Genomic DNA, 23,301 nt, shown 5'->3' with positions numbered 1-23,301 from the left:
CCGGGCTCCGCCCTTTATCGTGGTTTCACGTGAGAGGCGGAAAACCGCCGATCAGCGGGCCACGACATCGCCGGAGGAGGAGCCATGGGTCGCGCAACCGCCGCTGAACGGGCGCACCGCCAGGCCCGGTCAGGCCGTGGTCCGGCGTGCTTCTGGGTGATTGCCGAAAAGAATCGCTCACGAGCCGCCTGAACGTTCAGGTGGCTTTTTCTTTCCGTACGACATGGGCTGATGGTGAAAAGGCATCACGTCTGCCTTGCAAGCAGAGGTTCAGGGTTCGAGTCCCTGTCGGTCCACCCCTCTCCTTTTCCATGCCAGATCGGGTAGGACGCCCGGCTGTCAGCTTCTCGGCCGTGAGTGAACGTAAACGCCCGGGGTTCCACGCCAGATCACGCTGAACCGGGTAGGTGCACGTTCGAATTGTGCTCTGGCAGCTCATCGAGGGCCCATTCTGTCCTCGCCGCTCGCGCCCGGCTGGTCGGGCACCGGCCTTTTAAGCCGGATTGGCAGGGTTCAAGCCCCTGGGGCGGTACGTCACACGCTTCAGCTACCATGGCCGTCCTTGATCACGTAAGGAGGGGGACGTGGCGGAGTTCCGCGTGTTGTGCGTGCACGCGCACCCGGACGACGAGGCGATCTGGACGGGCGGCACCCTGGCCAAGTACGCCGACGAGGGCGCCGTCACCGCGGTCGTGACGTGCACCTGGGCGAAGGGCACCCGGCGGGCCGGCGAGCTGGAGCGCTCCCTCGCCATCCTCGGCGCCGGCGAGCCGCTGCTGCTCGGCTACGCCGACGCGCGCAAGCCCGAGTCCGCACCCGGGGCGCCGCGCTTCGTGGACGTGCCGCTCGACGAGACGGTGGGGCGGCTGGTCGAGCACATCAGGCGCCTGCGCCCCGACGTCGTGCTCACCTACGACGGCTACGGCGTCTACGGCCATCCCGATCATGTGCACGCCCACCGCGTCACCATGGCCGCGGTCGAGGCGGCCGGCTACGACCAGCTCCACCGCGACGCGGGCGAGCCCTGGCGGCCGCGCGCGCTCTACCTGGCGACCATCCCGCGAGCCGTGGTGTTGTCGCACTGGCGGGCGGTCTTCGGCGCGGATCCCGACCCGGGGCAGGCGCTGCCCGGCGTCCCCGACGACCAGATCACCGCCCACCTCGACGTCTCGCGGTGGAGCGAGCGCAAGTGGGCCGCGATGCACGCGCACGAGTCGGAGGTCGGGCGCGGCGCGTCGATGACCATGCTGACCGCGCTGCCCGAGCCGGCCCGCGCCCTGATGCTGGCGAACGAGTGGTACCGTCGCGTCTCCTTCACCGGCGCTCCTCCCACCGGCGATGTGGAGACCGCCCTCAGGTGACACGCGTGGTCCCCTGGGGCGGACGGCGGCGGGCCGCTCGGGGCGGTGGGCGCCGGCTATGGGGCCTCAGGCGGAGGCCGTCTCCTCCTCCGTGTCCCCCGCCTTGCGCCGCAGCCCGCTCTCGATCGCCTCGACCGACTCGTTGGCCTTGTCGCGACGGTATTCGCGGACCGAGTAGGCGATCGCCGCCGCCCAGATGACGGCGATGGTCACGTACGCGACCGTCTGCACGGAGCCGGAGGCGCCGATCCAGTCGCTGCGCAGCAGGGTACGGGCGTTCGTCAGGACGATGATCCCGCCGACGGAGGAGCCGAGGATGCGGGGCGGGATGTGGCGGACCAGCCAGGCGGCGATGGGCGCGGCGATGACGCCGCCGATCAGCAGCACCACCACCCAGGAGAAGGTGATGTTCTCCGAGCCGAGGCCGACGAAGAAGCCGACGCTGGCGGCGATGGCGACCAGGAACTCGCTGGTGTCGATGGAGCCGATCACTTTACGAGGGGCCAGGCGCCCGCTGGCCAGGATCGCCGGGGTGCCGACCGGCCCCCAGCCGCCACCGCCGGTGGAGTCGACGAAGCCGGCCAGCAGCCCGAGCGGCGCCAGGAACCTCTTGCGCAGCGGCTTGCCCAGGTTGCCGCGCGGCAGCCCCAGCGCGGTGAAGCGGACCAGGATGTAGGCGCCCAGCACCAGCAGAATGATCGACATGACCGGCGCGGCGACCTCGGTCGACAGGCTGGACAGGAACGTCGCCCCGGCGAAGGCGCCGATGGCTCCTGGGACACCGATCTTGGCGACGACCTTCCAGTCGACGTTGCCGAAGCGCCAGTGGGACAGGCCCGAGACGAGCGTGGTGCCGATCTCGGCCAGGTGCACGGTGGCGGAGGCTGCGGCCGCGTTCGTGCCGATGGCGAGCAGCAGCGTGGTCGAGGTGACACCGTAGGCCATGCCCAGGCTGCCGTCGACGAGCTGGGCCGCGAAGCCGACCAGCCCGAGCAGGATCAGCGCTCGCACGATCCCCTCTTTCCCTATCATTCCTACTGTACAAGTAGGATTAGTCTCTACGAGTTCCGGGATCGCGTCAAGATGTGACGGGTCAGCCACCCGACAGCACGATCGGGGCCCACCCGCATGGCGGCGGACGACCGCCGGCCGAGCGGACGAAGCGGGCGCCGTGGCCCGCCACGCGGGCGAAGGGGATCCGGGGCGGGCGCCCGAGGCCAGGCGGTGGGCGCGATGGGAGACGGCCGCGCGCCACCCGTCCGGTGTCACGACGAAACGGCCGTCCCGGACCGCCGCGAGCGCCGCGTCCGCGATGACCGCCGGGTCCTCGCCTTGGGGCGACATGGCCGTCCGTACGAGTGCGGGGCAGAGCAGCGTCACCCCGACCGGCGTGCCCTCCAGCGCCGGCGAGGCCTGCTCGGCCAGGCGACGGCGTGCGTGATGTTCATGACCCTCTTCCGAAGCGGCTCGTGATGCTCATGGCCTTCCCGGGCGAGCCGGCCCGGTGATGGCGACGCACGTGGGACTCACGTGCCCCCGCCGGGACTGTGCACGTGACACTCACTGCTCTCGCACCGGCCGGAGCAGGAAGGTGACGAATCCGAGGACGTCGCGGTAGCCGCGCAACCACGTGGCGCGATGGTCGCGGGCCGCCGCCAGGGCGGCGTCCCCGTCGGGGCCGGGGTGGTCGAGCGCCCAGTCGGTCAGCGAGCCGGTCCAGGACCATTCGTACTCGTCCCACTCCGCGCGCGTGCTGGTGTGGGCGTGGACGGTGGCGTAGCCGGCGCGCTCGGCCCGCTCCACCGTGCCCGCGAGGTCGGCGTACTCGTCGAGGCCCGCGTCCAGCAGGGCCAGGGTCTCCGGCGAGGGCGTCGTCTCCCAGAAGCCCTCCCCGATGAGAGCCCGCCCGGCGGGACGCAGGTGGCGGCGCATCGCCTGCAGCGACTCCGTCAGGCCGCCGAAGGCGTGGGTGGCGCCGACGCACAGGACGAGGTCGTACGGCTCGGGGGCGGTGAATCCGTCGGCGGTGGTGTGGTGCAGGCGGAGCCGGTCGGACACGCCGCGGGCCGCGGCGCGCTGGGCGGCCGCGGCGAGCGCGGTCTCGGAGACGTCCACCCCGTCGGCCGTCGCCTTCGGGTGGAGCTCCAGAGCTCTGATGATCCATTCGGCCTCGCCGCAGCCGAGGTCGAGGACGCGCGCGTCGGCGGGCAGCCGCGCCCGCCGGAGCAGGCGTTCGAGGGCGTCGTCGCTGATGGGGGCGGCGACGGGATGCTCACGATGGGCGAGGTGGCTGAGCAGGTGTCGATGCATCCGGAGGATTATGCCGGAGCGCCCCTGCGCCCCGCGCCCCCTTTTTCACGTGATGTCCCTGCGCAACGGGGCCGCGACGGCGGCGAGCGCGGCCAGCGCGGCGTAGCCCACGAGGACGGCGCCGCCCAGCGAGGCGGGCAGCAGGGCGCCCGCCGCCCCGCCGGTCTGGGCGGCGACGGCGTCGGCCAGGTAGGTGAAGCCGGTCAGGGCGGCGGTGGCCCCGCCTGGCAGGTAGGGGTAGAGCGTGTTGACCCCGGGGACGAGCATCAGCGCGGTCTCGACGACGTAGAAGTACGAGCCGAGCACCACGAGCGCGGCCACCTGGTTGCGGAGCAGGGCGCCGAAGCCCACGCCGAGCAGCGTGTAGGCGCCCATGGTCACCGCGATCCTGGCCAGCAGCCCGAGCACCTCGCCTGCGGGCAGCCCCAGGGCGACGCCCTTGGCGGCGGCGGCCGTGAAGAGCCCCGCGGCGGCCACGGCGGCGGTGACCGCCCCGTAGGCCAGGCCGGCCGCCGTGTACGTGACGATCTTGGCGACCAGCGCGGTCCATCGCCGGGGCGCGTACAGCACCGTGGTCGTGATGGTGCCGTGGCGGTATTCGGCGGCCACGGCCGACGTGCCCAGCAGCGCGGGCACGAACGCGAGCAGCCCGAGGAGGCCGAGCACCACGCGCGTGCCCTCCGCCGTGTGCAGGCCGGGCATCGGCGGGTCGAAGTTCTCCGGCCCGATGAGGGCGAGCAGCGCGGCGAACGCGCCGCTGCAGATCGCCGCGAGCAGCCCCCACCGCCAGAGGCTGGCGCTGGTCAGGCGGCGCCACTCCGCCAGGACGAAGCCGGTCATGCGGGCCCTCCGGTGAGGTTGAGGAACGTCTGTTCGAGTGTGGGGCGGACGGGGGTGATCTCGTGCAGGGGGATGCCGTGCGCGCTCGCCTCAGCGGCGATGCGATCGGCGGGCAGCCCGTGGACGAGCAGGGCGTCCTCGGCCGGGCGCTCGACGGTTACCCCCTCCCCCAGGCCGGGCAGGAGCGTGTGCAGGGTGGCGGCGCCGGGCGAGCGGATGAGCACGCCGGGATCGCCGTACAGGTCGGCCACCGGGCCCGCGACGGCGAGCCGGCCCTCGCGGATCACCACGACCCGGTCGGCGAGCTGCTCCACCTCGCTCAGCACGTGGCTGGAGACCAGGACGGCGCGGCCCTGCGCGGCCAGCTCCCGCAGGAAGCCACGCAGCCAGGCGTTCCCCTCGGGGTCGAGGCCGTTGGCGGGCTCGTCGAGCAGCAGCACGCACGGGTCTCCGAGCAGCGCGGTCGCCAGGTGGAGGCGCTGGCGCATCCCGGTGGACAGGGCGCGGGTGAGGCGCCCGGCGAACGGGGTCACGCCGGTCAGGTCCATGACCTCCTCCGCGCGGCGGCGGGAGAAGCCGCCCATCCGCGCGTACACCCGCAGGTGGGCGCGGGCGGTGTGGTCGGGGTGGAACCCGGAGGTGTCCAGCACGGCGCCGACGGTCGCGGCCGGGCGGCGCAGGCGGGCGTAGCGCATCCCGCCGATGGTGGCGCTGCCGGTGTCGGGGGCGACCAGGCCCAGCACCATGCGCATGGTGGTGGTCTTGCCCGCCCCGTTGGGACCGAGGAAGGCCGTGACCTTGCCCGGCGGCACGTCGAAGCTCAGGTCGGTGACGGCGGTCACGGGGCCGTACGCCTTGCCGAGCCCGCGCACCTCGACGGCGGTCACGCGGCGGCTCCGGACAGCCGGCGCCGGACGTCCTCGGCGCCGGCCAGGCTGAGCACCAGCTCGTCGACGCCGTCGACGCGCCGGGCGAGCACGATGCGCAGTCCGGGCTCGCCGCCCCGGGCGCACACCAGCCGCCTGACGCCGTCGAAGTCCGTCCACGTGCCGGCCTTGAGCACGCCGCTGACGACGACGCCGGCGCGCAGGCCCCTGGCCTGGGACAGGGGGCGGGCCACGGGCACGACCTCGCGGATGGCCGCCAGCGGGATGTCGGTGCGCGCCCTGCGGACGAAGAACCGCGTCCAGCGCTCGTAGCGCACGGTGAGCGTGGTCGGGGTGATGTCGAGGGTGAACATGGCCGGGGCTCCCATCGTTGGTTAGTTCCATCTGTTCTATTAGTTGTATATCAGATAAGCTATGGGACGTGAACCTGCACCTAGATCTCGACAGCGAGGTTCCGATCTACCAGCAGATCCGGGACCGGATCGTGGAGGCGATCGCCAGAGGCGAGGCCGTGGAGGGCGACCCGCTGCCTTCCACCCGCCAGCTCGCGGCCGACTTCGGGATCAACTTCCACACCGTCAACAAGGCGTACGACCTGCTCAAGCGCGAGGGCGTCATCCGTGTCAACCGCAAGAGCGGCGCGGTCGTCAGGCGCGATCCCTCCTCAGGCCCGCCGGAGCCCGGCTTCGCGGCGGACTGGGAAGAGCGGGCCCTCGTGCTGCTGGCCGAGGCCACCGTGCACGGTCTCGACCGCGACGAGGTCGTGCGCCGCTGCCAGGCCCTGCTGTCGAAATTCCGAGCCGAGGAGAAGACGACCTCATGACGCTGCCCATCGCCGCCGTGCTGGCCACGATCGCCCTGGTGACCGCGGTGTCGCTGGCCATGCCGGCGCTGACCAGGCCGACGACGCCGTTCGGAGTGCTGGTGCCGCACGCGTACGTCGCCCACGCCGAGGTGATCGGGCAACGCCGCGCCTACACCAGGCTGGTGCTCCTCGCCGCCCTGTGCGCCGCCGCGGTCGGCGTGCCGCTCGTGGCGGCCGGCCGGGGCGCCGGCTTCATCAGCGGCGTCGGCGCCGTGCTCGGCGTCGCGGACCTGGCCCTCTACGTGCGAGCCGGCCGCAGGGTCCGCGCGGCCAAGCGCGACGGAGGCTGGCAGGAGGGCCTGCGCCCGCGCGTCACCGTGGACACCACGTTCCGCACCGACCCGGTGCGCGTGCCCTGGGCGTGGGCGCTGCCGGCGCTCGTGATCACGCTGGTCACCGCGGGTGCCGGCTGGTGGCGGTACGGCTCGCTGGGCGCCCTGCCGCCGTTCCAGGGGTACGGCGTCGACCCGGCCGCCCCGGCGCGGGCCGTCACCCCGTGGGCCGCGTTCGAGCCGGTGCTCATCCAGGCCGGGATCACCCTGCTCCTCCCCGTGGTGACGCTGCTCGTCCTGCGCGCGCGGCCGGACCTCGACGCCGCCCGTCCCGCGGGCTCGGCCCGGAGGTACCGCGTCTACCTGCGCGGCGTGGCCCGGCTGACGCTCGCCGGGGCGGCCTGCCTCAACCTCGGGCTGCTGGTCGTGTCCCTGCAGTTGTGGCAGCTGGTCCCGCCGTCACCCGCCTGGCGGATCGCGGCGTACGTCCCGCTCGTCGCGCTGCTCGTGGCCTGGGTCGTCCGGGAGATCCGCGTCGGCCACGGCGGGCACCGGCTGCCGGCCCTGCCGGGAGAGGACGCCGAGGACACCGGGGCGACGCAGCGTGACGACGACCGCCACTGGTTCGTCGGCGGCACCGTCTACCTCAACCGGCACGACGCGGCCCTGCTCGTGCCCGCGAGGATCGGCGCGACCTGGACGCTCAACCTCGGCCATCCCGTCACATGGGCCGTCCTCGCCGCGCTGGTGCTGCTGGGGCTGCTCGCGCTCACCGGGGTGATCGACCTGCCCCAGCGGGAGAGCCTTTTCTGACAGCCAGGGTGCGAGAACGTCCAATCCTGACTCTTGTCCGGTTCCCTACCGTGTCGGGACATGACGGCACACCGTCGCCGAGCCGGGCCGCCAGGCCGTCGACCTGCTCGTCCGGCAGGTAGCCGAGCTGCCGGACGAGCCCACGGTATCCGGCGGCTTGGCGCGCGGGCGGGACGTACGCCGCGATGTACCGCCTCCAGGCCGCCCAGTACGCCAAGGAGGAGCCAGCCCGCCCGGCGGTCATGACGGGCGGCCGGGCCGGGCGGGAGCGCCCGCTCAGCGCAGGGCCGCGAAGAACGCGCGCACGTCGGCGACGAACGTCTCCGGCTGCTCCAGGGCGGCGAACGTGCCGCCCCGCTCGTGCTCCACCCAGCCGACGATGTTGTTGTCGCGCTCGGCGAAGCGCCGGATGGGCCGCAGGATGTCCTTCGGGAAGACCGAGATCGAGGTGGGCACGGTCGCGGGCTTGAGCTCCCACTCGACGCCGGTGTCCGTCTCGGTGTCGGGCGTCTCGACGAAGGACCGGGCGGCCGAGCCGGCGGTGTTGGTCAGCCAGTAGAGCATGACCGTGGTGAGCAGCCGGTCGGTGTCGATGTCCGTGTCGCTCCACTCGTGGTAGACGCCGGCGAACCAGGCCAGCAGCGCCACCGGCGAGTCGGCCATGCCGTAGGCGAAGGTCTGCGGGCGGGCCGACTGGATGAGCTTGTAGGCGTACTGCTCGGTCATGTAGCTCTCGCGGAAGGCCAGACGCTCCTGCTCGACCTCGCTCAGCCCGTCGAACTCGCCGGGCGCGCCGATAGGGAAGCAGATGATGCCGTTGCCGTGCATCCCGGCGACCCGGTCAGGGGCGAGGACGCCGACCTCGCGCGAGATCCACGTGCCCCAGTCGCCGCCCTGCACGCCGAAGCGCTCGTAGCCGAGCCGGGTCATGAGCTCCAGCCAGGCGCGGGCGATGCGGGTGGAGCCCCATCCGGTCTCGCGCGTGGGCCCCGACAGGCCGTAGCCCGGCAGGGACGGGATGACCAGGTGGAAGTCGCGGCTGAGCGGCTCGATCACGTCGAGGTATTCGGCCGGGGAGCTGGGCCAGCCGTGGGTGATCAGCAGCGGCAGCGCGCCGGGGTCCGCGGAGCGGACGTGCAGGAAGTGCACGCGCTGCCCGTCGATCTCGGTGACGAACTGGTCATGCCGGTTGAGCTCGGCCCGCGCCGCCTCCCAGTCGTAGCCGGTGCGCCAGTGCTCGACCAGGCGCTTGAGGTGGGCGAGCGGCACGCCGTGGCGCCAGCCGTGGCCGGGCACCTCGTCCGGCCAGCGCACCCGATCGAGCCGCGCGCCCAGGTCGTCGAGGTCGGCCTGGGCGGTTTCGAGGCGGAAGGGCCGGATGTCGGTCAAGGATTCCTCCAGAGTTGTCGTACGGCGTACCGTACGCCATACGGTTCGTCAGGCGCAAGAGGCTCAAGCTTTGGAGCGTTCCAATCGAAGGGGCGCCGGCTTCGCGCCCGCGCCCTTTGCGGATTCAGTGCAGGAGTGGCGTCACGCCGGAATGCTCGCGCGCAGCTCGGCCAGCGCCTCGTCATCGTTGAGCGCCGACCCCACGGCCACGGCGCGGCACCCCGCCGCCAGGAAGCCGGCCGCGTTGGTGGCGTCGATTCCTCCGGTGGCGACGAACCGGACGGAAGGGAACGGCGCCAGCTGGGCGGTGATCCAGCCGGCCCCGAGCTGCTTGGCGGGGAACGCCTTGAGCCAGGTGCAGCCGTGCGCGAGGGCGGCGGCGATCTCCGTGGCGGTGGCCACGCCCGGCAGGTGCGGCAGCCCGAGGCGGCGCGATTCTGCGACGACCTCTGGGTGCAGCCCGGGCGCGACCGTGAACGCCGCCCCCAGGTCGTGCACCGTGAGCAGCTGGGCGGCCGTGGTCACCGTTCCCGCACCGACGCTCTTCCCGCGCTCCTTCGCGGCCTCGACGGCCGCCCGGAGTGACGGCAGCGCGCTGGACGTCTGCACGGGCACCTCGATGAGCTCGACCCCGAACTCCCAGGCTCGCTCGCACATCGCCACGGTCGCGTCAGGGTCGAGGTTGCGGAAGATGCCGAGGATCGGGACGCGGTCGAGGTGCCGGTCGAAGAACTGATCGGCGTCCATGGATGTCTCCTCCTCGACCCTGGTGATCACGGCATTTCGCAATATATCGGACGGCCCGGCCGGACCAGGCGGGCAGCCCTACTCCTCGACCGCCTTGAGCACCGCGTCCGCGATCGAGCGCGGGTCCACCCCGAAGTGGCGGCGTACGTCCTCGCGCGGGCCGGAAAGCCCGAACCCGTCGGTGCCGAGCGACGTCCACGGCCGGTCGATCCAGGGCCGGATCTGGTCGGGCACCGCCCGCATCCAGTCGCTGACCGCGATCACCGGCCCGCTCGTCTCCGCCATGGCCTGGCGCAGGTAGGGCACGCCCGTCGCGGTCATGGCCTCCCTGCGCAGCTCGCTCCACGAGGTCACCGACCACACGTCGACGCCGACGCCGTACTCCTCCCGCAGCAGCCGCTGCGCCTCCAGCGCCCAGTGGATCGCGGTGCCGCTGGCCAGCAGGTGGGCGGCCCCGCCTCCGGCGGAGTAGCGGTAGATGCCCCTGACGATGCCCTCCTCGACCCCCTCGGGCATCGCGGGCTGCGGCTTCGGCTCGTTGTAGAGGGTCAGGTAGTAGAACACGTCCTCGGCCGCGGGGCCGTACATGCGTTTCAGGCCGTCACGAACGATCACCCCCACCTCGTACGCGAAGGCGGGGTCGTAGGCCAGGCACGCGGGGTTGGTCGAGGCGAGCAGCTGCGAGTGCCCGTCGGCGTGCTGCAGCCCCTCCCCCGTCATCGTGGTGCGCCCGGCGGTCGCGCCGATGAGGAATCCGCGGCCGAGCTGGTCGGCCAGGGCCCACATCTGGTCGCCGGTCCGCTGCCAGCCGAACATCGAGTAGAAGATGTAGAAGGGGATCATCGGCTCGCCGTGGGTGGCGTAGCTGGAGGCCGCGGCGGTGAACGACGCCATCGACCCCGCCTCGGTGATGCCCTCGATGAGGATCTGCCCGTCGGCCGCCTCCTTGTACGACAGCAGCAGCTCCCTGTCGACGGCGTCGTAACGCTGGCCGTGGGGCGAGTAGATCTTGGCGGTGGGGAAGAGCGACTCCATGCCGAACGTCCTGGCCTCGTCGGGCACGATCGGCACCCAGCGCCGGCCGGTCTCCGGCTCCTTCATCAGGTCCTTGACCAGCCGGACGAACGCCATCGTGGTGGCCACCGGCTGCGCCGAGCCCTTGGCCAGGGCGCGGAAGGGCCGCGCGCTGGGCTGCGGCAGGAGGCGGTGGGAGACCGCGCGCCGGGGTACCGGCCCGCCCAGGGCGGATCGCCGCTCGGCGACGTAGCGTGCCTCGGGCGAGTCGGGGCCGGGGTGCAGGTAGGGCGGCAGCTCGCCGTCGAGCGCCCCGGCGGGGACGGGCAGGCCGAGCCGCTCGCCCATGACGCGGAACTCGTCCTGCGTGAGCTTCTTCATCTGGTGGTTGGCGTTGCGCGCCTCGATCCCGGCGCCGAGCGTCCAGCCCTTGACCGTCTGGACGAGGACGACGGTGGGCGCGTCGGTGTGCTCCAGCGCCCTGCGGTAGGCCGCGTACACCTTGCGCGGCTCGTGGCCGGCCCGCGACCCGCCGACGACGCGCCGCAGGTCCTCATCGGAGTGGGGCACGTCCAGGCCGTGGAACAGGTGCTCCCTGATGTAGGCGCCGGACGAGGCGGCGTACGTCTGGAACTGGCCGTCGGGCACCTCGCCGAGCCTGGCCACCAGCTCGTCGGAGCCGAGCAGGTCGTCCCACTCGTGGCCCCACAGCGCCTTGACGACGTGCCAGCCGGCGCCTCTGAAGACGCTCTCCAGCTCCTGAACGACACGGGTGTTGCCGCGGACGGGGCCGTCGAGCCGCTGGAGGTTACAGTTGATCACGAAGGTGAGGTTGCCGAGGCCCTCGCGTGCCGCCAGCGTGAGGGCGGCGGTGGACTCGGGCTCGTCCATCTCCCCGTCGCCGAGGAAGGCCCAGACATGGCTGCGCGAGGTGTCCTTGATGCCGCGGTTGTGCAGGTAGCGGTTGAACCTGGCCTGGTAGATCGCGTTGAGCGGGCCGAGCCCCATCGACACGGTGGGAAACTGCCAGAAGCCGGGCATGGCCCTCGGGTGCGGGTAGGACGGCAGGCCTCCCTCGGGCTCGCGGCGGAACAGGTCGAGCTGCTCCTCGCTCAGCCGTCCCTCCAGGAAGGCGCGGGCGTAGACGCCCGGAGAGGCGTGCCCCTGGAAATAGACCTGGTCGTGGCCGGCGTGGAAGAAGTGGTTGAACCCCACCTCATAGAGCCAGGCGGCCGAGGCGTAGGTGGCCAGGTGACCGCCGAGCCCCAGCTTGGCGCCCCGGGTGACCATGGCCGCGGCGTTCCACCGGTCGTAGGCCGCGACGCGTTCCTCCAGCGCGAGGTCGCCCGGGTAGGCGGGTTCCTCCGCCGTGGGCACCGTGTTGAGGTAGCGCGTGCTCGTGGCCAGCCTGCGCAGCAGGTAGTCGGCCCGATCGGGACCGGCCTCCCGCCGGACCGCCTCGAGCGACTCGAGCCATTCGGCGGTCTCCTGAGGATCCAGATCTCTCTGCATGCTTCCATTAAACACCCTATGATCGATCATATGACGAAAGGACTTCTCCGTGGAGCCTGTGGCGCGGCCGCCGCTGCGTGACGAGATCCGCGACGTGCTGGTCGAGGGCATGATCAGCGGCCGCTGGGGGCCCGGTGACCGCATCGTGGAGCGCCGGCTGGCCGCCGAGCTCCAGGTCAGCCAGGCGCCCGTACGCGAGGCGCTGCGCGAGCTCGAAGCCCTCAGGCTGGTCGAGTCCTCCCCCAACAAGGGCGCGCGGGTCCGCGGCTTCACCCCGGCCGACCTGCGCGAGGTCTACCAGGTGCGGGCGGCCCTCGAGGAGACCGCCACCCGCCTGGGCAGCCCGTCCGTCCCCGCGCTGCGGGCGCACGTCGCCCGCATGCACGAGGCGGCCGCCGCCGGCTCGCTCGACGGCCAGGTGCGCCACCTCGTCGGCTTCCACCGCGAGATCGTGGCCGCGTCCGGCAACGCGGTGCTGGTCTCGGTGTGGGAGTCGCTGGGCATCGAGGTGTGGACGCACGTGTCGATCCGGCTGTTCAGGATGCGGCCGCACGAGAACGCCGCCGACCACGAGCCCCTCGTCGAGGCCTTCGACCGCGGCGATCCGGACATCGGCCGCCTGCTGCGCGACCACGTGCTCGGCTACGCCCCCTGAGCGAACGGTCAGGCGAGGGCATCGCGGACGGCGCGCAACATCCGGGACAACTCCGCCCGCCCGGCGCCCGCGGCCTCTGGCCCGTCGCGCTTGAGCAGCGACGAACAGCTTGTTCAATCCTCGTGTCTCGCCCGGGGTGACTCCCGTACGATGGCGGCGTTCTTCGCAAACAGGTCCTGAAGGAGGACGCGAGCGAGGCGAGCTCCGTGAGATGATCAAGATCATGACTGATCTGCCTGGCTCAGGGACCGCCGGTCGAGCACAGAGCACCCCACCGGCCGGCAGGGCCTTAGGTTCCGGCGACGGAGGCCCGGGCGCGAGCGCGGCCGCGGCCAGCATCGGGCAGATCGCCGGGCTGCGCCCGCGCCGCGGCCCCCAGGACGCGGGCGAGGTGCCCGGCGACGACGTCGACCTGCTCGACTCCCTCGACCCGCTGACCTGGCGCACGGCCGCGGCCTGGCTGCGGGAAAGGCCGTCCGCGGCCACCAGGCAGGTCCGCCTGCGGGTCCTGGCCGCGTTCCTGCGCTGGCTGCGCGAGGCCGAGCCGTCCGTCGAGCTGCTCGCGGTCACCGGAGCCCACCTCGAAACCTACTGTGACGCGGCGCGCGCCGGCGCCCTCACCATCGGTGTACGCGTGCCCGGCAAGCCCCTGGCGAACGCGACGGTGAGCAGGAGACGCGGCGTGCTGTCCTCCTTCTACGCCTTCGCCTGGCGTTCCGGCGCGGTACGCCACGACCGCGTCGCCGGCTCCGGCACCGGTGTGCTCACCCGGGAGGACCGCCGGCTGCTGCGCCGGGGCGTCGCCCGGCTGGCCGCCGACGGCCGGCAGGCCGAGGCCGCGGCCGTCGCGCTGCTGGACGCCACCGGCGCCGCCGCCGGCGCCCTGGCCGAGCTGACCCCCCAGGACCTGCACCTAGTGGCCGGCGGCGAGCTCGCCATCGTCACCGTGCACGACAGCCGCGGCGACATCGTGGCCTTCCCCGTGCCGCCGCCGGCGCGGCCGCTGCTGGAGGCGCTCTCGTCGGGCCGGACCGCCGGGGAGCCGCTGCTCAGGCGGGACGACGGCCGGCCCGTGGACGTGGAATGGCTGAGAGACGCGCTGGCCGAGGCGGCCCTGGCCGGCGGCATCCCGCGGCAGCGGGCGAAGCTGCTGCACCCGTACATGCTGCGGGCCATCACGGCGGCCGACCGCGCGCCCCGATGATGGCGTAGCCCGCTCTGCTAGAAAGAGGGCGAAGGGGCGCAAATGACCGCGGAGCGGGTTCAAGCCAGGGTGTTCGGCGAGGTGGCCGGATCGCGATGCGGCGCATCGGTCAGTCCCCGTCCAGGAAGATGGCCTGCACGGGGCAGGCACGAGCGGCCTCCTCGATGGCAGGCCACAGCGCGTCGGCAGGCGTGGCGTCGTACACCAGCTCGTCATCGTCGTTGAGGGCGAACACCGCCGGGGCGGCGAACACGCACTGGGCGTGGGTCTGGCACAGGGTCATGTCGACACGGACGCGCATGGTTCTCTTTCATCTGTCGGGTGTTCAGGTCGGATTGAAACGCGAGTACCTGCCGAAGGACCACCGCGGGAGGCCGCCACCGGTGATCTGGACGACTCTTTCGACGTCGAAGTCGATGAGGCGGTGCGCGCCGGGAACCGCGGCCGACCGGGCCCGGTCCCAGTCGACCCGGGCGCGTCCGGTCAGGTGCAGGGTGTGGCCGTTCTCCCAGTCCAGGAAGAGCAGCCCGCAGCGCGGTTCGAGCTCGAGGTTGCCCAACGTCATGTACATCGAGTTGCCGTCGTAGTCAGGCCAGGCGAGCCGGCGGCCGCCGGTCACTGCGACGAAGCCGGGGTTGCCACCTCGGTGTGACACATCAGCACCCATACCCGCCGCGTACGTGCCGATGAAGAAGGTGTCGGCGGCGCGGATCCACTGCTGTTGTTCGGCGGTCAGCTCGGTGCCCATGCGTGTCGTCCGCGGCGCTGAAGGCGAGTCGTCAACGTAGGCGCGGGTCTGGATGTATTTCGGACAGTTGGAATACACCTGTTCGGTGCGTACCAGGAGCCGGCTCTCATGCCTGCGGGCCCGGCCGTTGACCCGCATCCGTTTCCGGCTGGCCGGCTCGATCAACAGCATGCCCACCTGCCGCTCGTTCTCGAAACGGCCCGCGAGCGGATCGCCGGCGCCGGGCAGCCGGTCCGCGACGATGGTGCGGTCGTCGGGGGCGGTGATGAAGCCAGGCGGGCCGGTGAGCACGCTGACCCACGCCGCGCCGGTGTCATCGGCGGCTGCGATCACCCCCAGACGCTGCCGGCCGACGAACTCTGCCGCCACGGGCGGGATGGCCGCCCCTACTCCGGCCGACCCCCAGCCGTCGACGGTCAGACCGGCACGGCGCTGTACTTCATGTTCGCCTGGGTGAAGCATGAACGATTCCCTTCGGCGCTCGGCCCGGACCGCGGTTTGCGGCCCGGGCATGGGCGGGTCTGTCAGAAGAATCCGCAGGTCGGGGCGCCCTGCGTGGGCGCCGGTGCGGTGTCGGCGCCGGTCGGCGCGTAGATCTCCAGGCGGATGCCGTCCGGGTCGGTGAAGAAGACGCCTCCGGAGGACACGCCCTCGCCGTGCGGGACGATCCCGTCGTGGAGCGGCCGGACACCGAGTTCGCGCAGGGTCGCCTCGGCGTGGCGGACCGCCTCGATGTCGGGCACCTGGAACGACAGGTGGTGCAGTCCGGGCCGGTCGGTGGCGAACGTGCCGCCGCTCTGCTGCCACAACGTGACCAGGAGGGCACCGTCGCGGCCGAGGAAGGCGAAGCTGCGGTCGCCGTCGGCCTGCTCGCCCAGGATCTCGAAATCGAAGACCTGGCGGTAGAAGGCGGTGGAACGTGCCAGATCGGTGACGTTCAGGCCGATATGCCCGGTCTTCAGGGCCGGTGTACTCATGTGGGATCTCCAGTGTGAACGCGATCGGGTGCCGACAACGGAAGGCGTGTTTCTAACGGTTTCCTGCGCGCTGTGCCATTAGAAGATGGCAGACGTTTTTAACGGTGTCAACCTGGAGATAGCGTTAGAAGCATGGCTATGGCACACCTTGCGGGTGGCGGTGCTCCCCTCCTCGGCGAACCGCCGCCCATCGAACTCGGCAACACCGCATACGCGGTGAGAGGTCGGCCCAAGGACGGTCTGCAGAGCGTCGAGCACCTGAGCGCATGGCTGCGCGACATGCGTCCGCGCCTCACGGTCCAGCTCGACGACGCCGACATTCACGGCGTGACCGACCACGACCTGCACCTCGCCAGGGAACTCCGGGACGCCATCCTGACCCTCGTCACCGCGACCGTGAACGACCGTGCGCTCGATCCGGACGCGGTCGCCACCCTCAACCGCCACACGCGTCAGACCCCGCGCTGGCGGGAGTTGCGCACCGCCCCCGAGCCGCACACGACGGTGCGCAGCTCGGGTCGCCGTGTCGCCGCCGCGCTCGCCGCACTGGCCGAAGACGCTGCCGACCTGTTCGCCGGGCCACTGCGTCACCAGCTACGTGCCTGCCGCGGCCCGGGCTGTGTGCTGCACTTCGTCCACGACACGCCACGACGCGAGTGGTGCTCACCTGGCTGCGGCAACCGTGCGCGAGCCGCCCGGCACTACGCCAAGGTGCGGCAGCGACCGGACGATGCGTAACGGCTTGGACCCCGGGCCCGGCTGGCGTGGGCCGGCCCGGGGTGAGGGCGTGGTCCGGCCGGGGGTCGCCAATCCCTCCGGTCAGGCCGTGGCCCGCGGCCCTGTTCTTTCAGGGCCGCCGTCCGAGTGGCAGGATTCGAACCTGCGTCACTCCTGCTCCCAAAGCAGGCGGACGGCCAAACTGCCCCACACTCGGTCGCGCATGAAAAAGCCGCCTCGACATCCTCGAGACGGCTTTCTGGAAATCCCGGGAAAAGATTATCCGGAAAGCCTCCGCCGCAGCTCAGGACGGGCCGCCGACGGTCGGATGGTGCCCAGTTCGCGCATGTCGCCGCCCTTTCTGCCGGTCGTCGGCCGTCGTTGACATCCTTACGGTAAACCCGTGATCGGCGCGAATGCCACCTGTTTATCGCCGGTCGCGGTCGTCGGTCCAGCTCATTCCGGCGCGCGTCTCCGGAGTGTCGACGCGGAAACGGGGCAGCGCGTCCGGGTAGTTCTCGCGTACGTGCTCGACGAGGAATTCGCGCACGTCGCACTTGAGGTCCCAGGCCGACGCCGAGTCGGCGGCGCTCATCAGGGCGCGCACCTCGACCAGCCCGTTCGGCAGCACGTCGGTGACCTGGAGGGTCCAGTCCTTCTGGTCCCACAGCGGGTTGTCCTGCAGGAACGCGTACAGTGCCTCCCGCAGTTTGGGCACCGGCACCGACCAGTCCACCCGCAGGAAGACCACGGCGAGCACCCGGCTGCCATGCCTGGTCCAGTTCTCGAACGGGTTCTGGGTGAAGTACGACACCGGCAGGACCAGCCGCCGCTCGTCCCACAGCCGCACCACGACGTACGTGAGCGTGAGCTCCTCGATCCTGCCCCACTCCTTCTCGACCACGACCACGTCCTCCAGGCGGAGCGCGTCGCTGAAGGCGAGCTGGAGCCCGGCCAGCGCGTTGCCGATGGTCGGCTGTGCGGCGATGCCGACGACGGCGCCGGCGATGCCCGCCGAGGCGAGCAGCCCCGCGCCGAGCGCCCGCATCTGGGGAAAGGAGAAGAGCATGGCGCCGAGCGCGATCACGATGAAGGCGGCCGAGGCGATGCGGCGGACCAGCGCGATCTGCGTCATGATCCGCCGCGCCCGGCGGTTGCGCTCCCCCTCGACCTGGACCAGCCGGTCGAGCGCGACGTCCGTCAGCGCGTACGTGGCCTGCACGATCAGCCAGGTGACCGCGGCGATCGTGACCAGGCCGAGCGCGTGCTCGACCGATGCGGCCAGGGCGCGCTCGCCAGGCGCCGGGCCGAGCATGCCCGGCCCGAACACCAGGTTGCACGCCACCACGACGGCCACCGCGAACGCGGGCCAGGTGCAGTGCTCCACGAGGTGCCGGGCGAGCGCCCACTTGCGCCCCACCCGGTTCAGCACCCGCCGGACCACTTCCACCAGGAGAACCGAGCCGATCACCGCGATGGCGAGGATGGGCCAGCCCGCCGGAGACTGCACTCACTACCCCCTATGTACTAGAAAGACTCGTCAAAACTCACATTGCCCTCAACCGCCACTTGGTAAGCGGAGACCCGCCGCTCGAAGAAGTTGGCCAGCTCCTGCACGTCCTGCAACTCCATGAACCCGAACGGGTTGGCCGAACCGTACCTTCTCGGCAGTCCCAGCCGGACCAGCCGCCGGTCGGCGACATATTCCAGGTAGTGGCGCATCTGCGTCACCCCCATGCCCATCATGCCGTCCCCGCACAAGTCCTCCGCGAAGGCCAGCTCGGCGGCCACCGCCTCCTCCAGCATGGCGGTGACCTGCTCGCCCAGCTCGTCGTCGAACAACGAGGGCTCCTCGGCCCTGACCGTGTCGACCACGCTGAACGCGAACTCCATGTGCATGGACTCATCCCTGAACACCCAGTTCGTCCCGGTGGCCAGGCCGTTGAGCAGGCCGCGGGAGCGGAACCAGTACACGTACGCGAAGGCCCCGTAGAAGAACAGGCCCTCGATGCAGGCGGCGAAGCAGATGAGGTTGAGCAGGAACTGGCGGCGCTCGGCCGCCGTCTCCAGCCGTTGGAGGCCGTTGATCGAGTCGATCCACTTGAAGCAGAACTCCGCCTTGTCCCGGATCGACGGGATGTGCTCGATCGCGGCGAAGGCCTTCACCCGCTCGTCGGGGTCGGGCAGGTAGGTGTCCAGCAGGGTCAGGTAGAACTGCACGTGCACGGCCTCCTCGAACAGTTGCCTGCTGAGGTACAGGCGCGCCTCGGGGGCGTTGACGTGCTGGTAGAGGTTGAGCACGAGATTGTTGGCCACGATGGAGTCGCCGGTCGCGAAGAAGGCGACCAGGCGGTTGATCAGGTGCCGTTCCTGCGGCGTCATCTTCGCCAGGTCGGCCAGGTCGGTGTGCAGGTCCACCTCCTCGACCGTCCACGTGTTGCGGATGGCCGCGCGGTAACGCTCGTAGAAGTCGGGGTAGCGCATCGGGCGCAGGGTCAGGTCCATTCCGGGGTCGAGCAGCACGACGGGCTCCTTACTGGCAGGCTTCGCAGGTTTCCGGGTTCTCGAGCGAGCACGCGGCGGCGTCAGCCGTCGCGGAGGCGGACAGCGCGGCAAAGTCGCTCCGCGATTCCTGGGGGGTCGCGGAGGGCTCGCCCCCCGCGGGGACCGTCGTCTGGGCGATGCGGGTGGCGGGGCGCGAACGCAGGTAGTACGTCGTCTTCAGGCCCCGTTTCCAGGCGTAGGCGTACATCGAGGACAACTTGCCGATCGTCGGACCGGCCATGAAAAGGTTGAGCGACTGCGACTGGTCGATGTACGGCTGGCGCGCGGCGGCCAGGTCGATCAGCGCCTTCTGCGGCAGTTCCCAGGCCGTGCGGTAGAGGGCCTTGAGATCGTCGGGGATGCCGGGGATCGACTGGATCGAGCCGTCGGCCCGCTTGATGTCGTCGCGCATCCGCTGCGTCCACAGTCCGCGCGCCTGCAGGTCGGCCACCAGATAGCGGTTGACCTGCAGGAACTCGCCCGAGAGCGTCTCGCGCTTGAACACGTTGGACACCTGCGGCTCGATGCACTCGTAGCAGCCGGCGATGGAGGCGATCGTGGCGGTCGGCGCGATGGCGATCATGAGGGAGTTGCGCAGGCCGGTCGTCGCGATCTTGTCGCGCAGGGCGTCCCAGCGCGGCGTGCTCGCCACGTAGTGATCGGGATGCAGCACTCCCCCGGCGGCCCGGGTGTCGGCGTACGACGGGTGCCTTCCGCGCTCGGCGGCCAGGTCGGCCGAGGTGTCGTAGGCGGCCAGCGCGATCTCCTCGGCGATCCGCGTGGACAACTCCAGCGCCGCCGGCGAGTCGAACGGCAGCCGCAGCGCGAAGAACACGTCGGCCAGGCCCATGACGCCGAGCCCGATCGGCCGCCACCGCCTGTTGGCCGCCTCGGCCTCGGGCGTCGGGTAGAAGCCGAGGTCGATGGTGCGGTCGAGGAAACGCACGGCCGTGCGTACGGTCCGGCGCAGCCGCTCCCAGTCGACGTCGCCGCCCGCGAGGCAGGCGGCCAGGTTGACCGAGCCGAGGTTGCACACGGCCGTCTCCCCGTCGCTGGTGACCTCGAGGATCTCGGTGCAGAGGTTGGACAGGTGGATGACGTTGCCGGGGCGTCCGGTCTGGTTGGAGGTGCGGTTGGCGGCGTCCTTGAAGGTCATCCAGCCGTTGCCGGTCTGGGCGAGGGTGCGCATCATCCGGCCGTACAGGGTCCTGGCGGGGACCTGACGGACGTGGCGCCCGGCCGCCTCGTACGCGCGGTAGGCGGCGGTGAACTCCTCCCCGTACAGGTCCGTGAGGTCGGGCGTGTCCTTGGGGTCGAACAACGACCAGGGCTCGTCGGCCTCCACACGGCGCATGAACTCGTCGGGCACCCAGTTGGCCAGGTTGAGGTTGTGGGTGCGGCGGGCGTCCTCGCCGGTGTTGTCGCGCAGCTCCAGGAACTCCTCGATGTCGGCATGCCAGGTCTCCAGGTAGACGCAGGCCGCGCCCTTGCGCCGGCCGCCCTGGTTGACCGCCGCCACCGACGCGTCGAGCGTGCGCAGCCAGGGCACGATGCCGTTGGAGTGGCCGTTCGTGCCCCTGATGAGGGAGCCGCGCGAGCGCACGCGGGTCCAGGAGATGCCGATGCCCCCGGCGTACTTGGAGAGCCGGGCGACCTGCCCGTACCGGTCGTAGATGCCCTCGAGTTCGTCGCGCGGCGAGTCGAGCAGGAAGCACGACGACAGCTGCGGCCGGCGCGCGCCCGCGTTGAACAGGGTGGGCGAGCTCGGCAGGTAGGACAGGCTGGACATCAGCGCGTAGAGCTCGGCCGCCTCGGCGACCGACTCCGCCAGCCCGCAGGCCACGCGGAGGAAGAAGTGTTGCGGCCGCTCCAGCACCTTACGGCTCTCGGGGTGGCGTAGCAGGTAGCGGTCATAGACCGTGCGCAACCCGAAATACTCGAACCGGTCGTCCGCCTCCGCGCAGATCAGCGCGTCCAGCTCGGCGGCGTGCGCGGCGACGAACTCCGCCAGCCCGTCCTGGACCAGCCCCGCCGCGTGGGTGGCCGCGACCGACTCGGAGAACGAGCGTACCCCGTGCCCGGCCGCCTCGTCGGCGATCTCCTCGGCCAGCAGGCCGGCGGCGATCCGGGAGCCGGCCGGATCGGTGATCACCCGGGCGGCGGCCTCCTCGATGGCCAGGCGGCGGTCGACATCGACGATCTGCGTCACGTGCTCTCTCCTCGCGAGCTCATCCCCGTGAGGGCACGCGAGAGCACGGCGGCATGGACCCACGGCCGCACCAGCCCCCGGCCCTCCCTCGAGGCCATGGACACTGCTCGCCGGGCGCATGGCCCGGCACGTCGCAGGCAGGTCTTCGGGCTCGCGGGCGTGCTCATGGCGCCTACTGGCCGTCGCTTCCCGGATCGCTCCAGTGCATGTGACGGCGGTCGTTCCCGCTCACCGCTGCGGGGCAGCCCCGGAATCGCACCGGGTTCCCTTTTGCTCCGCCTCCTGAGAGGCGAACCAGCGACGACCAGGATCCTACATCTAGTGGCGGATCCCGCAACCACCCCTGCATATTGTGGATTTGGTCGTGTCGACCATCCCGAGGTCCCGCAGCACCTCGCGCGTGCGCCGGGCCTCGGATGCGAGCCACAACTCGAAGTCGTCGCCGGTGAGCGGCATCGAGACCCACCCGGCTGCCCGGCAGGCCGCCTCCCAGCCGGGCGAGCGGGTCACCTCGTCGCACATGCCGACGGCCGACTCGCGGCTCTCCTCCGGCATGTCGTGAGCGCCGAAGGCCGCGATCCAGTCCACGAAATCCACCCGTACGCCGGATTCCAGCAGCGTCGGCACGTCAAGCTCCGGCACCCGCTCGGCCGAGGACACCGCGAGCGCCCTGATCCGGCCGCGCCCGATGATCGTGCGCCACTCCGCGACCCGGCCCGCGGCGGCGACCGCCTTGCCGGACGACAACGCGGCGACGACCTCGTGGCGGGTGGGGTAGCCGGTGTAGTCGACCTGCCGGGTGTCGGCGCCGAGCCCCTTGGCGATCAGGCCGAACAGCAGGTGGTCGGGATCGCCCTGCGGACCGCCGGCCAGCAGCGTCTGCCCGGGCCTGGTGCGCAGGGCGGCGCCGAAGTCGCCGAAGTCCTTGAACCGGGAGTTCTCGGGCACGACGACGACCTCGACCTCGCCGGCCAGCCTGGCCAGCGGGGTGGCGGCGTCGAGCAGGCTCTGCCCCTGGTTGAGCTCGGCGGCGGCCAGCGCCGGCAGGCCGGTCACCGTGACCTGCGGGCCCTCGCCCGTCTCGTACCCGGCGGCGCGGGCCACGCCGGCGAACACGTGCCCCGCGCGGGCCCACCGGCGCCCGCCCGGATTGATCGAGAACCGGGTGCGCAGCACGGACGCGCCTCCGGTGAACCGCTGCGCGCCGCAGCCGGCCGCGCACGCGGCCACGCCCAGCCCCAGGGCCAAGAACCGCCGTCGCCGCATGCGCCCCTCCCCGAACTCCCCCGTCACTCCAGGTTATTGACCTGTCGCGAAGCGTCACACACCGGGGTCGCATCGGCGCGCTGCGCTCTCGTACGAGGTACGGCCGGGGCGGCGCCAAGCCCGCCGTGACCCGGGAGGCCTTCCCGGACCGCTGTCAGCCGGGTTTCCTGCCGACCCCCGCCATCAGCGACGACGGCAGCGACCAGTCGCCCACCAGTTTGGGGCGGTCGGGACGCCAGTCGGTGGCCTGCACGAGCCCCGGCGGCTCCAGCGGGAAGTCGCCGAAGAACGCGCGGATCTCGGACGGCGGACGGTCGGCGCCCGTGGCGGACGAGCCCTGGGAGGGGAACCTGGCGCGATCGCCGTCCTCCGTCCGGGCCCTCGTCGTCGCGTGGGAGATCACCAGGTGGCTGCCGGGCGCCACCCGCTCGCGCAGCGCCGCCACCGCGTTCTGCGGGCCGGCCGTGTCGGGGATGAAGTGCAGGATCGACACCAGCAGCACCCCGACCGGCTCGGCCAGGTCGAGCAGGGCGCCCGCCCGCGCCAGCACCTCGCCGGCGTCGAGCAGGTCGGCCTCCACGAAGACGGCCCTGCCCGAGTCATCGAGCAGGGCCCTGGAGTGCGCGGCGACGACCGGATCATGATCGACGTAGACGACCCGGGCCTCGGGCGCGACCTCGTGCGCGCTGCCCTGGGTCGGCAGCCCGCTGCCCAGGTCGAGGAACTGGCGGACCCCCGCGGCGGCCACGTAGCGCACGGCACGCTGAAGGAAGGCCCGGTTCGCGCGGGCCAGCGGGACCGCCTCCGGGACCAGCTCGGCGAGCTGGTCGAGGGCCAGGCGGTCGACCGCGAAGTTGTCCTTCCCGCCGAGCATGTAGTCGTACATGCGTGCGGGATGGGGCCGCTGCTGGTCGAACTGCCGCACAGTATCGAATTTATGTCGTTTGGAGCCGGATAACACTACCCTGAGG

The 23,301-nt window shown here is 71.7% G+C and carries 23 protein-coding genes, 3 tRNA genes and 1 riboswitch; of the genes, 9 read left to right on the top strand and 17 right to left on the bottom strand.

Annotated elements, in window-relative coordinates; all coding sequences use genetic code 11:
• Positions 1 to 225 precede the first annotated feature (225 nt).
• From ABGA98_RS26245 to ABGA98_RS26235, 3 genes are all read left to right on the top strand, one after another.
• Positions 226 to 296, top strand: a tRNA-Ala gene (locus ABGA98_RS26245).
• A gap of 163 nt (positions 297 to 459) precedes the next feature.
• Positions 460 to 532 (top strand) — tRNA-Lys (locus ABGA98_RS26240).
• Between the two features lie 52 nt (positions 533 to 584).
• Positions 585 to 1,361, top strand: a complete 777-nt coding sequence (locus ABGA98_RS26235) for a PIG-L family deacetylase (protein WP_347621063.1) — start codon at positions 585 to 587, stop codon at positions 1,359 to 1,361.
• A gap of 66 nt (positions 1,362 to 1,427) precedes the next feature.
• On the opposite strand, the gene ABGA98_RS26230 is transcribed toward ABGA98_RS26235, so the two are convergent.
• Positions 1,428 to 2,372: a sulfite exporter TauE/SafE family protein gene (locus ABGA98_RS26230; RefSeq protein ID WP_347621062.1), complete on the bottom strand. Its 945-nt coding sequence runs from the start codon at positions 2,370 to 2,372 to the stop codon at positions 1,428 to 1,430.
• A 160-nt stretch (positions 2,373 to 2,532) separates the two neighbouring features.
• Here ABGA98_RS26230 and ABGA98_RS26225 point away from each other — a divergent pair, with 160 nt between their 5' ends.
• Positions 2,533 to 2,802: a hypothetical protein gene (locus tag ABGA98_RS26225; RefSeq protein WP_347621061.1), complete on the top strand. Its 270-nt coding sequence runs from the start codon at positions 2,533 to 2,535 to the stop codon at positions 2,800 to 2,802.
• A 119-nt stretch (positions 2,803 to 2,921) separates the two neighbouring features.
• Here the strand turns inward: ABGA98_RS26225 and ABGA98_RS26220 are convergent, their stop codons facing one another.
• From ABGA98_RS26220 to ABGA98_RS26205, 4 genes are read right to left on the bottom strand one after another with little or no spacing between them, the layout of a single operon-like run.
• Positions 2,922 to 3,671: a class I SAM-dependent methyltransferase gene (locus ABGA98_RS26220; RefSeq protein ID WP_347621060.1), complete on the bottom strand. Its 750-nt coding sequence runs from the start codon at positions 3,669 to 3,671 to the stop codon at positions 2,922 to 2,924.
• Positions 3,672 to 3,716: 45 nt separating this feature from the next.
• Positions 3,717 to 4,511, bottom strand: coding sequence for an ABC transporter permease (locus tag ABGA98_RS26215; protein WP_347621059.1), 795 nt, complete (start codon positions 4,509 to 4,511; stop codon positions 3,717 to 3,719).
• Complete coding sequence (locus tag ABGA98_RS26210) at positions 4,508 to 5,398, bottom strand: ATP-binding cassette domain-containing protein (protein ID WP_347621058.1); 891 nt, start codon at positions 5,396 to 5,398, stop codon at positions 4,508 to 4,510. The genes ABGA98_RS26215 and ABGA98_RS26210 overlap by 4 nt, the downstream gene beginning before the upstream one ends.
• Positions 5,395 to 5,751: a hypothetical protein gene (locus ABGA98_RS26205; RefSeq protein WP_347621057.1), complete on the bottom strand. Its 357-nt coding sequence runs from the start codon at positions 5,749 to 5,751 to the stop codon at positions 5,395 to 5,397. Before ABGA98_RS26205 ends, ABGA98_RS26210 begins: the two co-directional genes overlap by 4 nt.
• 68 nt (positions 5,752 to 5,819) lie before the next feature.
• Here ABGA98_RS26205 and ABGA98_RS26200 point away from each other — a divergent pair, with 68 nt between their 5' ends.
• Positions 5,820 to 6,221 carry a GntR family transcriptional regulator gene (locus tag ABGA98_RS26200; RefSeq protein ID WP_347621056.1) on the top strand — a complete coding sequence of 134 codons (402 nt, stop codon included), beginning with the start codon at positions 5,820 to 5,822 and terminating at the stop codon, positions 6,219 to 6,221.
• A complete protein-coding gene (locus tag ABGA98_RS26195; RefSeq protein ID WP_347621055.1) occupies positions 6,218 to 7,348 on the top strand; it encodes a hypothetical protein in 1,131 nt (376 codons plus the stop codon). The genes ABGA98_RS26200 and ABGA98_RS26195 overlap by 4 nt, the downstream gene beginning before the upstream one ends.
• Positions 7,349 to 7,624: 276 nt before the next feature.
• On the opposite strand, the gene ABGA98_RS26190 is transcribed toward ABGA98_RS26195, so the two are convergent.
• From ABGA98_RS26190 to aceE, 3 genes are all read right to left on the bottom strand, one after another.
• Positions 7,625 to 8,737: an epoxide hydrolase family protein gene (locus tag ABGA98_RS26190; RefSeq protein ID WP_347621054.1), complete on the bottom strand. Its 1,113-nt coding sequence runs from the start codon at positions 8,735 to 8,737 to the stop codon at positions 7,625 to 7,627.
• Between the two features lie 141 nt (positions 8,738 to 8,878).
• Entirely contained in the window at positions 8,879 to 9,484 is a 606-nt protein-coding gene (locus ABGA98_RS26185; protein ID WP_347621053.1) for a bifunctional 4-hydroxy-2-oxoglutarate aldolase/2-dehydro-3-deoxy-phosphogluconate aldolase, read from the bottom strand.
• 78 nt (positions 9,485 to 9,562) lie between these two features.
• Positions 9,563 to 12,010 (bottom strand): pyruvate dehydrogenase (acetyl-transferring), homodimeric type, encoded by a 2,448-nt coding sequence (gene aceE, locus ABGA98_RS26180; protein WP_347621052.1) that lies wholly within the window; start codon positions 12,008 to 12,010, stop codon positions 9,563 to 9,565.
• Between the two features lie 49 nt (positions 12,011 to 12,059).
• Between aceE and ABGA98_RS26175 the strand changes: the two genes are divergently transcribed.
• Positions 12,060 to 12,665 (top strand): GntR family transcriptional regulator, encoded by a 606-nt coding sequence (locus ABGA98_RS26175; RefSeq protein WP_347621051.1) that lies wholly within the window; start codon positions 12,060 to 12,062, stop codon positions 12,663 to 12,665.
• Between the two features lie 223 nt (positions 12,666 to 12,888).
• Positions 12,889 to 13,869, top strand: coding sequence for a hypothetical protein (locus ABGA98_RS26170; protein WP_347621050.1), 981 nt, complete (start codon positions 12,889 to 12,891; stop codon positions 13,867 to 13,869).
• Between the two features lie 109 nt (positions 13,870 to 13,978).
• Here the strand turns inward: ABGA98_RS26170 and ABGA98_RS26165 are convergent, their stop codons facing one another.
• The 3 genes from ABGA98_RS26165 to ABGA98_RS26155 all read right to left on the bottom strand — a co-directional run bounded on the left by ABGA98_RS26165 (position 13,979) and on the right by ABGA98_RS26155 (position 15,594).
• Positions 13,979 to 14,170 (bottom strand): ferredoxin, encoded by a 192-nt coding sequence (locus tag ABGA98_RS26165; RefSeq protein ID WP_347621049.1) that lies wholly within the window; start codon positions 14,168 to 14,170, stop codon positions 13,979 to 13,981.
• Positions 14,171 to 14,194: 24 nt separating this feature from the next.
• Positions 14,195 to 15,079 (bottom strand): pyridoxamine 5'-phosphate oxidase family protein, encoded by an 885-nt coding sequence (locus tag ABGA98_RS26160; RefSeq protein WP_347621048.1) that lies wholly within the window; start codon positions 15,077 to 15,079, stop codon positions 14,195 to 14,197.
• A gap of 62 nt (positions 15,080 to 15,141) precedes the next feature.
• On the bottom strand, positions 15,142 to 15,594 hold the full coding sequence (locus tag ABGA98_RS26155; RefSeq protein ID WP_347621047.1) for a VOC family protein: 453 nt from the start codon (positions 15,592 to 15,594) through the stop codon (positions 15,142 to 15,144).
• Between the two features lie 132 nt (positions 15,595 to 15,726).
• Between ABGA98_RS26155 and ABGA98_RS26150 the strand changes: the two genes are divergently transcribed.
• The gene (locus tag ABGA98_RS26150) at positions 15,727 to 16,332 is read left to right on the top strand and encodes a CGNR zinc finger domain-containing protein (RefSeq protein WP_347621046.1); all 606 of its coding nucleotides are present in this window, start codon (positions 15,727 to 15,729) and stop codon (positions 16,330 to 16,332) included.
• 121 nt (positions 16,333 to 16,453) lie between these two features.
• Here the strand turns inward: ABGA98_RS26150 and ABGA98_RS26145 are convergent.
• The 6 genes from ABGA98_RS26145 to ABGA98_RS26120 all read right to left on the bottom strand — a co-directional run bounded on the left by ABGA98_RS26145 (position 16,454) and on the right by ABGA98_RS26120 (position 23,255).
• A tRNA-Pro gene (locus ABGA98_RS26145) sits at positions 16,454 to 16,528 on the bottom strand.
• Between the two features lie 210 nt (positions 16,529 to 16,738).
• On the bottom strand, positions 16,739 to 17,821 hold the full coding sequence (locus ABGA98_RS26140; RefSeq protein WP_347621045.1) for a mechanosensitive ion channel family protein: 1,083 nt from the start codon (positions 17,819 to 17,821) through the stop codon (positions 16,739 to 16,741).
• Positions 17,822 to 17,838: 17 nt separating this feature from the next.
• A complete protein-coding gene (locus tag ABGA98_RS26135) occupies positions 17,839 to 18,834 on the bottom strand; it encodes a ribonucleotide-diphosphate reductase subunit beta (protein ID WP_347621044.1) in 996 nt (331 codons plus the stop codon).
• A 10-nt stretch (positions 18,835 to 18,844) separates the two neighbouring features.
• Complete coding sequence (locus ABGA98_RS26130; protein WP_347621043.1) at positions 18,845 to 21,064, bottom strand: ribonucleoside-diphosphate reductase subunit alpha; 2,220 nt, start codon at positions 21,062 to 21,064, stop codon at positions 18,845 to 18,847.
• Positions 21,065 to 21,182: 118 nt separating this feature from the next.
• Positions 21,183 to 21,378, bottom strand: a riboswitch (cobalamin riboswitch).
• Between the two features lie 4 nt (positions 21,379 to 21,382).
• Positions 21,383 to 22,330 carry a tripartite tricarboxylate transporter substrate-binding protein gene (locus ABGA98_RS26125; RefSeq protein WP_347621042.1) on the bottom strand — a complete coding sequence of 316 codons (948 nt, stop codon included), beginning with the start codon at positions 22,328 to 22,330 and terminating at the stop codon, positions 21,383 to 21,385.
• Positions 22,331 to 22,484: 154 nt separating this feature from the next.
• Positions 22,485 to 23,255: an SAM-dependent methyltransferase gene (locus ABGA98_RS26120; protein WP_347621041.1), complete on the bottom strand. Its 771-nt coding sequence runs from the start codon at positions 23,253 to 23,255 to the stop codon at positions 22,485 to 22,487.
• Positions 23,256 to 23,301 lie beyond the last annotated feature (46 nt).

The sequence above is a fragment of the Nonomuraea sp. B1E8 genome, assembly GCF_039871515.1.
GTDB lineage: Bacteria > Actinomycetota > Actinomycetes > Streptosporangiales > Streptosporangiaceae > Nonomuraea.
The sequence above is the reverse complement of the archived record's forward strand: the minus strand, read 5'-3'. Positions and strand labels throughout refer to the sequence as shown.

What these genes read in the sequence shown, in the direction of transcription:
- ABGA98_RS26220 (WP_347621060.1), bottom strand. Translation starts at nt 3,671, where the DNA reads ATGCATCGACACCTGCTCAGCCACCTCGCCCATCGTGAGCATCCCGTC.
- ABGA98_RS26215 (WP_347621059.1), bottom strand. Translation starts at nt 4,511, where the DNA reads ATGACCGGCTTCGTCCTGGCGGAGTGGCGCCGCCTGACCAGCGCCAGC.
- ABGA98_RS26205 (WP_347621057.1), bottom strand. Translation starts at nt 5,751, where the DNA reads ATGTTCACCCTCGACATCACCCCGACCACGCTCACCGTGCGCTACGAG.
- ABGA98_RS26195 (WP_347621055.1), top strand. Translation starts at nt 6,218, where the DNA reads ATGACGCTGCCCATCGCCGCCGTGCTGGCCACGATCGCCCTGGTGACC.
- ABGA98_RS26185 (WP_347621053.1), bottom strand. Translation starts at nt 9,484, where the DNA reads ATGGACGCCGATCAGTTCTTCGACCGGCACCTCGACCGCGTCCCGATC.
- aceE (WP_347621052.1), bottom strand. Translation starts at nt 12,010, where the DNA reads ATGCAGAGAGATCTGGATCCTCAGGAGACCGCCGAATGGCTCGAGTCG.
- ABGA98_RS26170 (WP_347621050.1), top strand. Translation starts at nt 12,889, where the DNA reads ATGACTGATCTGCCTGGCTCAGGGACCGCCGGTCGAGCACAGAGCACC.
- ABGA98_RS26165 (WP_347621049.1), bottom strand. Translation starts at nt 14,170, where the DNA reads ATGCGCGTCCGTGTCGACATGACCCTGTGCCAGACCCACGCCCAGTGC.
- ABGA98_RS26160 (WP_347621048.1), bottom strand. Translation starts at nt 15,079, where the DNA reads ATGCTTCACCCAGGCGAACATGAAGTACAGCGCCGTGCCGGTCTGACC.
- ABGA98_RS26155 (WP_347621047.1), bottom strand. Translation starts at nt 15,594, where the DNA reads ATGAGTACACCGGCCCTGAAGACCGGGCATATCGGCCTGAACGTCACC.
- ABGA98_RS26150 (WP_347621046.1), top strand. Translation starts at nt 15,727, where the DNA reads ATGGCTATGGCACACCTTGCGGGTGGCGGTGCTCCCCTCCTCGGCGAA.
- ABGA98_RS26125 (WP_347621042.1), bottom strand. Translation starts at nt 22,330, where the DNA reads ATGCGGCGACGGCGGTTCTTGGCCCTGGGGCTGGGCGTGGCCGCGTGC.